Here is a 13,149-nt window from a genome sequence, read left to right on the forward strand (position 1 = left end):
AGCATGATCTAGTCTTGCAGGCTCCAGGGAGAGATCGCCATGTACCGCTTCTTCGAACAACTGAGTTCACGCATCGCCGCACCGTTCATGGGCGACCGGTCGCGCAACAGCAAGGTCTGGCCGTGTCGTTGCGGCCAGTCCCTGTTTTTTCGCAACAGCCAATGCCTGGCCTGCCTGGCGGCCCTGGGGTATCAGCCCGAGCAGAGTCGCTTGTCCTCCCTGCAGCCCGCTGAGCAGCCCGACACCTGGACGCTGGATGCCGATCCGCAAGCCGGGCTGTTCCGCCGTTGCGCCAACCTCGACACCCCGGCGGCCTGCAATTGGCTGCTGCCGGACAATGGGCGCGATACCCTGTGCATCGCCTGCAGCCTGAACCGCACTATCCCCGACCTGTCGATTCCGGAAAACCCTGAGCGCTGGCGCAAGGTCGAGACCGCCAAGCGTCGTCTGGTCGCGCAACTGATTACCTTTGGCTTGCCGGTCATCCCGAAAACCGTCGACGAAAACATCGGCCTGGCTTTCGACTTCATCGGCGTCGACCCCGACGGCAAATCGCCGATGACCGGCCATGCCAGCGGGCTGATCACCCTCGACATCAAAGAGGCGGACGATGCCCATCGTGAGTACGTGCGCCAGCAGATGCGCGAGCCGTATCGCACCTTGCTCGGGCATTTTCGTCATGAGGTGGGGCATTACTACTGGGATCGACTGATTGCCAACAGCCACTGGCTCGAGGCGTTTCGCGAGTTGTTCGGCGATGAGCGCGCCAGCTATGCCGAAGCCCTGGAGCGCCACTACCAGCAAGGTGCGCCGCTGGATTGGCAAACCCGCTATGTCAGTGCCTACGCCACCATGCACCCTTGGGAAGACTGGGCGGAAACCTGGGCCCATTACCTGCACATGATGGACGCGGTAGACACCGCCCTGGGCTTCGGCATGAGTGCCCGGGAGATGGATTTCGACTACCAACCGTTCCCGCCCGAGACCTTGTACGACCCCGAACACACTGGCGGCGCGGCTTTCCTCTCGTTCGTCAACGCCTGGATCGAACTGGCCGGCATGCTCAACGAATTGTCCCGCAGCATGGGCCAGCCGGACTTCTACCCGTTCGTCGTGCCGGCAGCGGTGATCACCAAACTGCATTTCATCCATCTGGTGATCCAGGAAGAGGGTGGTCGGGCGGATGAGGTGTTGTTGTAGTTTTCTGTGGAGGCAGCTTGCAACCCTGTTGAATGTACCGACGCCTTCGCGAGCAAGCTCGCTCCCACACACGCGAAGCGCAGATCCCCCCTGTGGGAGCGAGCTTGCTCGCGATAGCGACAGGTCAGCCTGCGATCATGCCGGATGTGCCGACTTCATCGCAGACACGCTTTGTTCCCATAGCAAGTACTTGAACATCTTCAGTTTTTTAATCCGCCGCGAACGGTTGTAACTTCTTGCCAGATAGGTACAATGGCGCGGCTCGCCGTCAGGCGGGCGTCGTTATGGTGACCCCATCGGTCCCCCCGCAACGATTACCCGTGAACCTGGTCAGATCCGGAAGGAAGCAGCCACAGCGGGAACATTGTGTGCCGGGGTGTGGCTGGTGGGGTTGCCTCCATAACGCCCAAGCCTTCGTTCGCAAGGTTTGCCAACTTCAAAATTTCTTGCTGTTTTGCTGATCGATACCGATCGGTGCTTTCTGCTGTCCAGGCTTTGGCTGGACAAGACAATCGAGCGTCAACGTCAACAAGCAGGCCGGTCCTGTGCATCGACAGGACCGGGCCCTGGGGTCAGTACTGAGCCTTCACATACTCAGTAATCGGCTCTTGCAAAAGATCCTGTGGATGATCTCCACCGAAAGTCGCCCATTTGCTTTTACCGGACAAGATCGCAGACCCCAGCGGCTGTGCGCCAGTCGGGCCATAAATGGCGAGCTTCACTTCAATCTTGTCGGGGAGGCCCGACCATTCCGTGGCGCGTTCTTCCCAGTGCAGGATTTCCGGGATGACGTAGTAGCCCGAAGGGCTGTTCTGTCTCAGGCAGCTCAATTCACGGCACGCGCCCACTACCGTCACACGGTTGGTGTAATAAGAGAAGGCCGTCTTGACGGCGGCAGCTGTCATATCACCGGAGGCAGGGTAGGGCGTCGTTTCGTAGCGGCCGTCGACCGGTATGGCGATGGTGACGGGCATTTGCCGATCAAGTTTTCCCGGGTTGGGGAATACGTCTTGTTGCGCGTATTTGGCGGTGCAGCCGGTGGCGAGTATCGAGACAAGAATGATCGAAAGTTTACGCACGGAGTCCCCTGGGATTTTGTTGTGTCGACGAGTCGGTGGGCGTCATCGGGACGCAGGAATCAGTGCGTTGATAGTCCGGGTTCGTGGCAAGAGATGTCAACGTGACATTATGTCGTGCGTCATCCTCGGAATTGGGCAGGCGAGCAAAGAGAAGCCTGGCTTGTCTCGCCTCGACAGGCCAGGCTGCTCTTTCACTGCGTCAAGGCTTGGACAAGGCCTGGTCGACCGCTGCGATCAGCTTTCCCAGGTCCTTCGGGGTGGCTTTGTGTATGACACCGAACAGGTACGCCCGCTGTTCGTCCTCATCGGCCATGTCGGCAAAAAAGGCCTTCAGTTGCACATCCAGCACATTGGCAAGCAGGAACAAGGCTTCGACGCTGGGGGTGTAGGTGCCGGTTTCGAAGCGGCTGATGGTTTTAGGGTCAAAACCGGTTTTTTCGCCAAGTTCAGCCTGAGTAAGCCCCGCTACTTTGCGGTAGCGTCTGATGGCCGGACCCAAACTTGAAATTTGCATCGCTTAATTCCCATTTAGAATCAAGAACTTAACGATAGATTTTCGCATTAGGCAACCGCGTGATCCATCACCTTGCTTTGCAAAATGTGATGTGTTTCGTAGAATCGGCCTTTGGCACGGGTATTTGGTGACCTGCTTTTCGAAGCCGAGGTGTGTGCGGGGGCCGGGCCTTGTGTTCTTGCCACGATACAAGGCAAGGGCTGAAGCTCTCCCTTGGCATCGCCAGGGCCCGCGCTCCAGCTTCTCTCAGAGTGTTTGAGCCTAGTTGATTTTCGCCTGTCTTGAAGGCGGTGCAACCGCGCGCGACAAATGAGCCTGACTCATGGATGACTGCTTCGATGGATAAGAAGTACCGCAGGGCCGTTGACGCCGCCGCGATTTTTTCCGAGACCGATCTGAGCGGGCGCATCACCTACGTCAACGATCAATTTTGCAGTCTTTTCGGTTACCGGCGCGATGAGCTGCTGGGCGCGAACCATCGCCTGCTCAATTCCGGCCAGCACCCTGGCGAGTTCTTCAGCGCCATGTGGAGCACCATTGCCCTGGGCCAGGTCTGGAAAGGGGAAATCTGCAATCGGGCCAAGGACGGTACGCTGCACTGGGTCGACACCACCCTGGTGCCGGTGATCGACGACGAGACCGGCCAAATCGAGCGCTACCTGGCGATTCGCTTCGACGTCAGCGAAAAGCGTCGCCTGCTGCATTCGTTGCAATGGCGGGTCGGTCACGATGTGCTGACCGGCCTGCCCAATCGTACTTATCTATCGGATCTGCTGGACCAGGCCCTGGAGTTTTCCCGGGAGGAAAACCTGCCCTTGGCGGTGTGCATGCTCGACCTCGATGGCTTCAAGGCGGTCAATGACGGCTATGGTCACGCCAGCGGTGATCGACTGTTGGTGGAGGTCGCCAGGCGCCTGCGCAGCATTGTGCGTGGCGAGGACGTGGTAGCGCGGCTGGGCGGGGATGAGTTCGTGCTGGTGTTGCGCCATGTGCGCGGGATGGAAGAGCTGCATGCCGCGTTGAACCGGGTGTTGATCGCCGTCTCCATGCCGTATGCCATTGACGGCAAGGACATCAAGGTCTTCGCCAGTATTGGCGTCACGTTGTTCCCGTGGGACAACGAAGACGCCGAGACCCTGTTGCGTCATGCCGACCAGGCGATGTACGTGGCCAAGCAAAGCGGTCGCAATCGTTTCCACTTGTTCGATGTGTCCCGGGACAAGGAGGTGCGGGCCACTTACCAGACAGTCGAGCGGGTCCGCCAGGCACTGGCCGATAACGAACTGCGGCTGCATTTCCAGCCCAAGGTCAATATGCGTCATGGCACCGTGGTCGGCCTGGAGGCGCTGCTGCGCTGGAAGCATCCGCAACGTGGCCTGGTGCCGCCTCGGGAGTTCTTGCCCCTGGTGGAGGAGACTGACCTGATCGTCGAGATCGGCGAGTGGGTCATGGAACAGGTCTTGACCCAGTTGCAACAATGGCAGCAGGCGGGGCAGGGCTGGCCGGTGAGCATCAATATCTCGGCACGGCATTTCCAGCGGGCGGATTTTGTCGAGCGACTGCGACAGGTGTTGGAGCGGCATTCGGCGGTGCCGCCACGGCTGTTGGACCTGCAGATTGTCGAGTCCGTCGCCGTGGAGAACCTGGCCCACGTCAGCGCCTGCCTCCAGGCGTGCCAGGCACTGGGCGTGGGGTTTTCCCTGGGTGGTTTCGGCACCGGCTACTGCTCGCTCAACGACCTCAAGCACCTGCGCACGCAAACCATCAAGATCGACAAGACCTTCGTGCGCGACATTCTCGATGACCGCGACGACCTGGCGCTGACCGAAGCGGTGATCGGCCTGGCTCGGGCGTTTGGCCGCGAGGTGGTCGCCGAAGGGCTGGACAGCCTGGAGCATGGCCAACTGTTGCTGCGCCTGGGCTGCGAGGTGGCACAAGGTTATTTCATCGCCCGGCCCATGCCGCCCGAACAGATACCCGGCTGGGTGCAGGGGTTCGTTCCGCCGTCGCAATGGCAGCAGCGGCCAGGCGATCAGGGCGAGGGCGCCTCGCTCTCGGCCCGTGATGCTTCACTGCGGCCGGTGTAGAGCTGGATGATCGCGTCGATTTCCCCGGACGTCTTCATGTTCAGTAATGTCCTCAGAATGCGCTGTGCGGGAATGCTCGGATCGTTGCGCACATAACAGCTCAACCGCTGTTCCTGCAGGACAGCCACCTCATGGAGTTGGCGATCAGCGGTATGACGTTGATTGAACCAGTCCAGCGCCCATTGATTACTGATCCCATAGCGATAACGCCCGGCCAACAATTTCGCCAGCACTTGTTCCTGGCTGCGGGCATCGTCGCGGTGCAGTTGACCGGCGTCGAACAAGGGTTGCAAGGTCGGGTAGCTGTAGCCGAGCACCGTGCCGATGGGTTGGGGCGACAGCGTTGTTGGCGTTATCGTCGCGGGTACGCTTGTGGTGGCGACGAGCAGGTCACGTTGGAAAAACAACGGGATGCTCCACAGATAATCATCGTTGTCCTTCACCCAGTCAGGGCTGACATAGCAACGCATGTCGACCTCGCCGTGTTTCATGGCACCGTCGAGCCGGGCGCGGGAGAGGACGTGGAATTGCGCCGGCTTTCCTATCTGGGTCGCCAGGCTGATCATGATGTCGGGAATGATGCCCTGGGTCGGGCGGCCTCGTTCAATCTGCACCATGGGCATTGCCCAGCCATCGGTAACGGCGAAACGCAAGGGGGCTTCCTCGGCAAGACAGCCGGTACTCAACAACAGCAAAGCCCCCATGGCTGAGCGCATAAACTCTCCTGACTGTGTAAAACCGTGTCGACAACGAGTCCCGTAGCCTAGCTTAGTCACATTAGACGAGCACACCGGATGCAATTTCGCCCCTGCTCCGCTAGCATTAGCCGCTTATGTTCCTTCGTTGCGACGGTTTTCGATGAGTTATCAGGTTCTTGCACGTAAATGGCGTCCGCGCTCGTTCCGCGAAATGGTCGGCCAGACCCATGTGCTCAAGGCTCTGATCAATGCCTTGGACAGCCAGCGGCTGCACCACGCCTATCTGTTCACCGGTACCCGTGGCGTGGGCAAGACCACCATCGCGCGGATCATTGCCAAGTGCCTGAATTGTGAAACCGGTATCACTTCGACACCTTGTGGCGAGTGTTCGGTCTGCCGGGAAATCGACGAGGGCCGCTTCGTCGACCTGATCGAGATCGACGCCGCCAGCCGCACCAAGGTCGAAGACACCCGCGAACTGCTCGACAACGTGCAGTACGCCCCGAGCCGTGGGCGCTTCAAGGTCTACCTGATCGACGAAGTGCACATGCTCTCCAGCCATTCCTTCAATGCGCTGCTCAAGACCCTCGAAGAACCGCCGCCCTACGTCAAGTTCATCCTGGCGACCACCGACCCGCAGAAACTTCCTGCAACGATTCTGTCGCGGTGCCTGCAGTTCTCCCTGAAGAACATGACGCCGGAGCGGGTGGTCGAGCACCTGACCCACGTACTGGGCGTCGAAAACGTGCCATTCGAAGACGATGCGCTGTGGCTGTTGGGCCGGGCCGCCGATGGTTCGATGCGCGACGCCATGAGCCTGACCGACCAGGCCATCGCTTTCGGTGAAGGCAAGGTCATGGCCGCCGATGTCCGAGCCATGCTCGGCACCCTCGATCACGGCCAGGTCTATGACGTCTTGCATGCGCTGATCGAAGGCGATGCCAAGGCGCTGCTCGAGGCGGTGCGTCACCTGGCCGAGCAGGGCCCGGACTGGAATGGCGTACTCTCGGAAATCCTCAACGTGCTGCACCGTGTCGCCATTGCCCAGGCCCTGCCTGAAGGCGTCGACAACGGCCATGGCGACCGTGATCGCGTACTGGCCCTGGCCCAGGCGCTGCCGGCCGAAGACGTGCAGTTCTATTACCAGATGGGCCTGATCGGCCGTCGCGACCTGCCCCTGGCACCGGATCCGCGAGGCGGCTTCGAAATGGTCCTGTTGCGAATGCTGGCGTTCCGGCCAGCCGATACGGCGGATGCCCCGAGGCAAACGCTAAAGCCAGTGGGGATCAGCCAGGCCACAGCTGATTCCGCCAAGCCAGTGGCTGCCGCGCCCGTCGTTGCGCCGGCAGTGACTTCGGCTCCGGCAGCGGTGGCACCTGTAGCCCAGCCGGTGCCGGCGCCTGTGGTCGCGACGGCCGAGCCGGAACCCGAGCCGGTCGTCGAGGCACTGCCCGAGCCCGTCGCCGAAGAAGTCGTCGACCTGCCTTGGAACGACCCGGTCGAGCCGCCAGTGGTCCAGCAGCCGGTCGTCGAGCCCGTGTTGGAAACCGTCGCCGAGCAGCCCGAGTTGCCGCCGATGCCCCTGCCGACGCCCGACAGCGTGGTACCCGATGCGCCGGAATGGGTCGCAGCGCCCGTGCCCGAGCCGACGGTGGCCGACGTCGATATCGCCACGCCGGGCATCGACCTGGACGACGAGCCGCCGCTGGATGAGGATTACATCGAGCCGGACATGGATTCGGCGTACAGCTACCTGGACGACCTGGCCAGCGAGCACGCCGCCGAGCCAGCCCCGGAGCCCGAGCCGGAACCGGCGGCGATGCCGGCCACCGGGCTGGCCCTGCAGTGGCTGGAACTGTTCCCTAAACTGCCGATCAGCGGCATGACCGGCAGCATCGCCGCCAACTGCACGCTGATGGCCGTGGAGGGCGACCACTGGCTGCTGCACCTGGACCCGGCCCACAGCGCACTGTTCAACGCGACCCAGCAACGTCGCCTCAACGATGCACTGAACCAGTACCACGAGCGCACCCTGACGCTGACCATCGAGCTGATCAAGCCCGAGCAGGAGACCCCGGCCCAGGCCGCGTCCCGCCGCCGTGCCGACCGTCAGCGCGAAGCCGAGGAGTCGATCCACGGTGATCCATTCATCCAGCAGATGATGCAACAGTTCGGCGCCGTGGTCCGTCACGATACTATCGAACCTGTCGAGGCCCCGGTCACCCAGGGCTCATAACTGAAGGCGCCAGGCCGAACGGGCCGGGCGTGTTGTTTATCCAAGTACTTTCGAGGTGATTCCCATGATGAAAGGTGGCATGGCCGGCCTGATGAAGCAGGCGCAGCAGATGCAGGAAAAAATGGCCAAGATGCAGGAAGAACTGGCCAACGCCGAAGTCACCGGCAAATCCGGTGGCGACATGGTGACCGTGGTCATGACCGGTCGTCACGACATCAAGCGTGTCAGCATCGACCCAAGCGTGGTCGAAGGCCTGAGCGAAGATGACAAGGAAATGCTCGAAGCCCTGTTCGCCGCCGCCGTCAATGACGCGGTGCGCAAGATCGAAGCCAACAGCCAGGACAAGATGTCCGGCATGACCGCTGGCATGCAACTGCCACCGGGCATGAAATTGCCGTTCTGATTCGCCATCCCGGTCGGGATGGGCTACACACAATGCCAGGCATCGCGCCTGGCATTTTTGTTTCTGCCATAGGCGCGAGCGGTGGTAGAAATCATACCTGTGGGAGCAAGGCTTGCCCGCGATGAACGATGGCGCGCCGCTCCGACACACCGAGGTGTCTGTATCGCGGGCAAGCCTTGCTCCCACAAGTGCCCGCTGAACAAACATCGAACGCTGCCCCCTCGGCAAGGGTCTGCTCCCTATACGTGCCACTCAACGATCAAGGAGACGCTTCCATGTCACAAGCATCGACCACCAGCCAGCGCATCGTCCTGGCCTCTCGCCCCCACGGCGCCCCGACCCCGGAGAATTTCCGCCTGGAGCAGGTGACCCTGTCGGACCTGGCACAGGGGCAGATCCTGCTCAAGACGCTGTTTCTGTCCCTGGACCCCTACATGCGTGGGCGCATGAGCGATGCACCTTCCTACGCCGCGCCGGTGGAAATCGACGAGGTGATGACCGGCGGCGCTGTCAGCCGCGTGGAGCGATCGATGCACCCGAAATTCCAGGAGGGTGATCTGGTGGTGGGCGCCACGGGTTGGCAGAGCCACAGCATCAGCGATGGGCGCAACGTGATGCCCATCCCCTCCGGGCTGCCCAGCCCGTCGATGGCCTTGGGGGTACTGGGCATGCCGGGCATGACCGCTTACATGGGGCTGATGGACATTGGCCAGCCCAAGGCCGGGGAAACCTTGGTGGTCGCGGCCGCCTCGGGTGCCGTGGGCTCGGTGGTCGGCCAGGTGGCGAAGATCAAGGGCCTGCGTGTCGTCGGGGTCGCGGGCGGCAGCGAGAAATGCAAGTACGTGGTCGATGAGCTGGGCTTTGATGCCTGTGTCGATCACAGGAGCGCCAATTTTGCCGAGGAACTGGCGCGGGCCTGTGACAAGGGCATCGATATCTATTACGAAAACGTCGGCGGCAAGGTCTTCGATGCCGTCGTGCCGTTGCTCAACGCCAAGGCGAGGATCCCGCTCTGCGGCCTGATCGCCTCCTACAACGATCATCAAGCACCGAGCGGCCCGGATCGCTTGCCGCAACTGCAGCGCACCTTGCTGACCAAACGCGTGCGAATCCAGGGGTTTATTGTGTTCGACGACTACGGTGACCGTCAGCCGGAGTTCATCAGTGCCATGGCCCCTTGGGTGCGCGATGGCAAGGTCAAGTTCCGTGAGGACGTGGTCGATGGCTTGGAAAATGCGCCACAGGCGTTTATCGGCCTGCTGGAAGGGCGCAACTTCGGCAAGTTGGTGGTGCGGGTCGCGCAGGATTGAGTATTTGACGCTAACCGGAGGCGCGGGTATAAACCGCGTCTCGTTGTTATGTCGGACATTTCCTCCATGAGCTTCAGCCCTTTGATTCGCCAACTGATCGATGCCCTGCGAACGTTGCCGGGTGTGGGTCAGAAAACTGCCCAGCGCATGGCGTTGCAATTGCTCGAGCGTGATCGCAGCGGCGGTTCACGCCTGGCCCAGGCCCTGAGCCAGGCCATGGAAGGTGTAGGGCATTGCCGTTTATGCCGCACCCTCACCGAAGACGACCTCTGCCCGCAATGCGCCGACCCGCGTCGGGACGACACCTTGCTTTGCGTCGTGGAGGGGCCGATGGATGTGTATGCGGTGGAGCAGACCGGTTTTCGTGGCCGTTATTTCGTGCTCAAGGGCCATTTGTCCCCGCTCGACGGCTTGGGGCCGGAAGCCATCGGCATTCCACAGTTGATCGCGCGGATCGAAGAGGCGGGCACGTTCACGGAAGTCATCCTCGCCACCAACCCGACGGTCGAAGGCGAAGCCACCGCCCATTACATCGCCCAACTGCTGAACAACAAAGGCCTGGTCGCCTCCCGCATCGCCCACGGCGTGCCACTGGGAGGCGAGCTTGAGTTGGTGGATGGTGGAACGCTGGCGCATTCGTTTGCGGGCCGTAAGCCGATCGCGTTGTAACCGCTACCCCATACCCTGTGGGAGCGAGCTTGCTCGCGATAGCGGTGGATCAGTCAACATCCATGCGACTGATAAACCGCTATCGCGAGCAAGCTCGCTCCCACAGGTTCGATGGTTGCCTGGCAATTATTTTTCGCTGAGGGAGAACTGCGTCAGGCAGAACGTCGGGATCCCCATGTCTTCCAGGCGCTGGGAGCCGAGCAGTTCCGGCAAGTCAATGATCGCTGCGGCCTCGTGGACCTTGGCGCCCATGCGGCGGATCAGGTTGGCGGCGGCGATCAGCGTGCCACCAGTGGCGATCAGGTCATCGAACATCACCACCGAATCCCCCTCGCACAGGCTGTCGGCATGCACTTCAAGGAAGGCTTCGCCGTATTCGGTCTGGTACCCCTCGGCCAGTACGTCGGCCGGCAGCTTGCCTTGCTTGCGGAACAAGACCAGCGGTTTGTTCAGCTGATAGGCCAGGATCGAACCGATCAGGAAACCGCGTGCATCCATCGCGCCAATGTGAGTGAACTCGGCCTCGACATAGCGGTGGGCGAAACTGTCCATGACCAGGCGCAGGGCGGTCGGGGATTGGAACAGTGGGGTAATGTCGCGAAAGATCACGCCGGGCTTGGGGAAATCGATCACGGGGCGGATCAGGGATTTGATGTCGAAGGAGTCAAAGACCATCGTGGAGGTGTCCTGGCAGGGCTGCAAACGCGGCAGTATAGCGCGGCGGGGCAAATCCCTCAGCCGCGCTCGTCCATCAGCCGTCGATCGAGCCGCCGGCCAGGGCGCAGAGCTGGATCGGGTCGAGGATGTGAATTTCCTTGCCTTCGGCGGCAATCAATTCGTTCTGCTGGAAACGGGTGAACACCCGGGACACGGTTTCCACCGCCAGGCCCAGGTAATTGCCGATTTCGTTGCGCGACATGCTCAGGCGGAACTGGTTGGCCGAGAACCCGCGGGCGCGGAAGCGTGCAGAGAGGTTGACCAGGAACGTGGCGATGCGCTCGTCGGCGGTTTTTTTCGAGAGCAGTAGCATCATCTGTTGATCGTCACGGATTTCCCGGCTCATGACCCGCATCAACTGGCGACGCAGTTGCGGCAACTGTAGGGCCAGCTCGTCCAGGCGGTCGAAGGGAATTTCGCACACTGAGGTGGTTTCCAGCGCCTGGGCCGATACCGGATGGGTCTCGGTGTCCATGCCGGACAGGCCCACCAGTTCGCTGGGCAGGTGGAAACCGGTGAGCTGCTCTTCGCCGCCATCGCTCAAGTTAAAGGTTTTCAAGGCGCCCGAGCGCACCGCGTAGACGGAATCGAAGGTGTCACCCTGGCGAAACAGGAATTCACCTTTTTTCAACGGGCGGCCCCGTTTAACGATTTCGTCCAACGCCTCCATGTCCTCCAGATTCAATGAAAGTGGCAGGCACAGCGGGGCCAGGCTGCAATCCTTGCAGTGGGCCTGGTTGTGGGCGCGCAGTTTGACTGGCTCGGACATTTCTTCAATCCTTGTGGGAAAACACACATAGGCCGTAAGGGTACCCCAGCGTAGGCACTCCGGCCAGTGCGGTTTCGTCGTCAAATTGTCGCGCTCAGATAACTCGGGAGAAGCGCTGCCGGTTGTGCTGCTCCAGATAGGCATCGAAGACCATGCACACGGATCGCACCAGCAGGCGCCCGGCGGGCAGGACTTTGATGTGCGTGTCGTCGAGTTCGATCAGACCGTCCTTGGCCATGGCCTGCAATTGCGGCCATAGCGGCGCAAAATATCCGCCAAAATCGATATTGAAGGTTTGCTCGATCTCGGCGAAGACCAGGTTGAAATGACAAATCAATTGCTGGATCACCGCACGCCGCAGCCGGTCGTCGGCGTTGCATACCCAGCCGCGACTGGTTGCCAGTTGCCCGTCGGCGAGGGTGTTCTGGTAATGGTTCAGGTCGCTGCTGTTCTGGCAGTACAGGTCACCGATCTGGCTGATGGCCGACACGCCGAGGCCGATCAGGTCGCAATGGCCATGGGTGGTGTAGCCCTGGAAGTTGCGCTGCAACGTGGCCTCTTCCTGGGCGATGGCCAGCTCGTCGTCGGGCAGGGCGAAGTGGTCCATGCCGACGTAGCGGTAGCCGGCGGCGGTCAGTTGTTCGATGGTGCCCTGCAGCATCGCCAGTTTCTGCTCCGGGTTCGGCAAATCCTGGCTGTTGATGCGCCGCTGGGGCATGAAGCGTTCCGGCAGGTGGGCGTAATTGAACACCGAGAGCCGGTCCGGTTGCAGGTGGATGACTTCCTCGACAGTGCGGGCGAAGTTGTCCGGGGTCTGCTTGGGCAGGCCGTAGATCAGGTCAATGTTGATCGAGCGGAACTGCAAGGTTCGGGCAGCCTCGACCACCGCGCGGGTTTCTTCCAGGCTTTGCGGGCGATTGACGGCACGCTGCACCGCCGGGTCAAGGTCTTGCAGGCCGATGCTGACCCGATTGAACCCCAGTTCACGCAACAGCCCCATGGTCGACCAGTCGGCCTCCCGGGGATCGATCTCGATGCCGTAGTCGCCGGAATCGTCGTCCAGCAGGTTGAGGTGCTTGCGCAGCGTGGCCATCAGTTGACGCAGCTCGTCGTGGCTGAGGAACGTCGGGGTGCCGCCGCCAAAGTGCAGCTGTTCCACGGGCTGGGTAGGGTCCAGGTGGCAGCCGATCAACTGGATTTCCTGTTCCAGGCGTTGCAGATAGGCATGGGCGCGGCCACGGTCCTTGGTGATGACCTTGTTGCAGGCGCAGTAGTAGCAGATGTTCGCGCAGAACGGCACGTGCACATACACCGACAGTGGTCGCCGGGCCTTGCGGCTGTCACGCAGGGCATGGAGCAGGTCGAAGGTGCCCACCTGGCCGCCGAACTGCGCCGCAGTCGGGTACGAGGTGTAGCGTGGTCCCGCCAGGTCGTAGTGGCGGATCAGGTCTGAGTCCCAACGGATGG

The 13,149-nt window shown here is 61.4% G+C and carries 12 protein-coding genes and 1 other RNA gene; 7 read left to right on the forward strand and 6 right to left on the reverse strand.

Features of this window, described 5'->3' with window-relative positions:
* Positions 1-39: 39 nt before the first annotated feature.
* Together J4E53_RS26795 and ffs are read left to right on the forward strand one after the other, a co-directional pair.
* Positions 40-1,200 (forward strand): putative zinc-binding metallopeptidase, encoded by a 1,161-nt coding sequence (locus J4E53_RS26795; RefSeq protein WP_060738443.1) that lies wholly within the window; start codon positions 40-42, stop codon positions 1,198-1,200.
* A 294-nt stretch (positions 1,201-1,494) separates the two neighbouring features.
* Positions 1,495-1,591: signal recognition particle sRNA small type (gene ffs / locus J4E53_RS26800), an RNA gene on the forward strand.
* Positions 1,592-1,772: 181 nt separating this feature from the next.
* On the opposite strand, the gene J4E53_RS26805 is transcribed toward ffs, so the two are convergent.
* Positions 1,773-2,279, reverse strand: a complete 507-nt coding sequence (locus J4E53_RS26805; protein ID WP_060738442.1) for a DUF4823 domain-containing protein — start codon at positions 2,277-2,279, stop codon at positions 1,773-1,775.
* Positions 2,280-2,478: 199 nt separating this feature from the next.
* The gene (locus tag J4E53_RS26810) at positions 2,479-2,793 is read right to left on the reverse strand and encodes a helix-turn-helix domain-containing protein (RefSeq protein WP_053120652.1); all 315 of its coding nucleotides are present in this window, start codon (positions 2,791-2,793) and stop codon (positions 2,479-2,481) included.
* 338 nt (positions 2,794-3,131) lie between these two features.
* Between J4E53_RS26810 and J4E53_RS26815 the strand changes: the two genes are divergently transcribed.
* Entirely contained in the window at positions 3,132-4,880 is a 1,749-nt protein-coding gene (locus J4E53_RS26815) for a bifunctional diguanylate cyclase/phosphodiesterase (RefSeq protein WP_060738441.1), read from the forward strand.
* On the opposite strand, the gene J4E53_RS26820 is transcribed toward J4E53_RS26815, so the two are convergent.
* Entirely contained in the window at positions 4,826-5,596 is a 771-nt protein-coding gene (locus J4E53_RS26820; protein ID WP_060738440.1) for an ABC transporter substrate-binding protein, read from the reverse strand. The genes J4E53_RS26815 and J4E53_RS26820 overlap by 55 nt on opposite strands.
* A 142-nt stretch (positions 5,597-5,738) precedes the next feature.
* On the opposite strand from J4E53_RS26820, the gene dnaX reads away from it, so the two are divergent.
* The 4 genes from dnaX (at position 5,739) to recR (ending at position 10,196) form a co-directional block, all read left to right on the forward strand.
* Positions 5,739-7,814 carry a DNA polymerase III subunit gamma/tau gene (gene dnaX / locus J4E53_RS26825; protein WP_060738439.1) on the forward strand — a complete coding sequence of 692 codons (2,076 nt, stop codon included), beginning with the start codon at positions 5,739-5,741 and terminating at the stop codon, positions 7,812-7,814.
* Between the two features lie 64 nt (positions 7,815-7,878).
* Positions 7,879-8,217: a YbaB/EbfC family nucleoid-associated protein gene (locus tag J4E53_RS26830; protein ID WP_003183512.1), complete on the forward strand. Its 339-nt coding sequence runs from the start codon at positions 7,879-7,881 to the stop codon at positions 8,215-8,217.
* Between the two features lie 275 nt (positions 8,218-8,492).
* Positions 8,493-9,527 (forward strand): NADP-dependent oxidoreductase, encoded by a 1,035-nt coding sequence (locus tag J4E53_RS26835; RefSeq protein ID WP_060738438.1) that lies wholly within the window; start codon positions 8,493-8,495, stop codon positions 9,525-9,527.
* Between the two features lie 66 nt (positions 9,528-9,593).
* The gene (gene recR / locus J4E53_RS26840; protein WP_060743061.1) at positions 9,594-10,196 is read left to right on the forward strand and encodes a recombination mediator RecR; all 603 of its coding nucleotides are present in this window, start codon (positions 9,594-9,596) and stop codon (positions 10,194-10,196) included.
* 126 nt (positions 10,197-10,322) lie between these two features.
* Here recR and J4E53_RS26845 read toward each other — a convergent pair whose 3' ends face one another.
* The 3 genes from J4E53_RS26845 to hemN all read right to left on the reverse strand — a co-directional run bounded on the left by J4E53_RS26845 (position 10,323) and on the right by hemN (position 13,147).
* Positions 10,323-10,871, reverse strand: a complete 549-nt coding sequence (locus tag J4E53_RS26845) for an adenine phosphoribosyltransferase (protein ID WP_003183509.1) — start codon at positions 10,869-10,871, stop codon at positions 10,323-10,325.
* Between the two features lie 76 nt (positions 10,872-10,947).
* Positions 10,948-11,682: a fumarate/nitrate reduction transcriptional regulator Fnr gene (fnr, locus tag J4E53_RS26850; protein WP_060738437.1), complete on the reverse strand. Its 735-nt coding sequence runs from the start codon at positions 11,680-11,682 to the stop codon at positions 10,948-10,950.
* Positions 11,683-11,776: 94 nt separating this feature from the next.
* A complete protein-coding gene (hemN, locus tag J4E53_RS26855; RefSeq protein WP_310650544.1) occupies positions 11,777-13,147 on the reverse strand; it encodes an oxygen-independent coproporphyrinogen III oxidase in 1,371 nt (456 codons plus the stop codon).
* Positions 13,148-13,149: the final 2 nt, after the last annotated feature.

This window comes from Pseudomonas sp. FW305-28, from assembly GCF_017351395.1.
Taxonomy (GTDB): Bacteria; Pseudomonadota; Gammaproteobacteria; order Pseudomonadales; family Pseudomonadaceae; genus Aquipseudomonas; species Aquipseudomonas fluorescens_AA.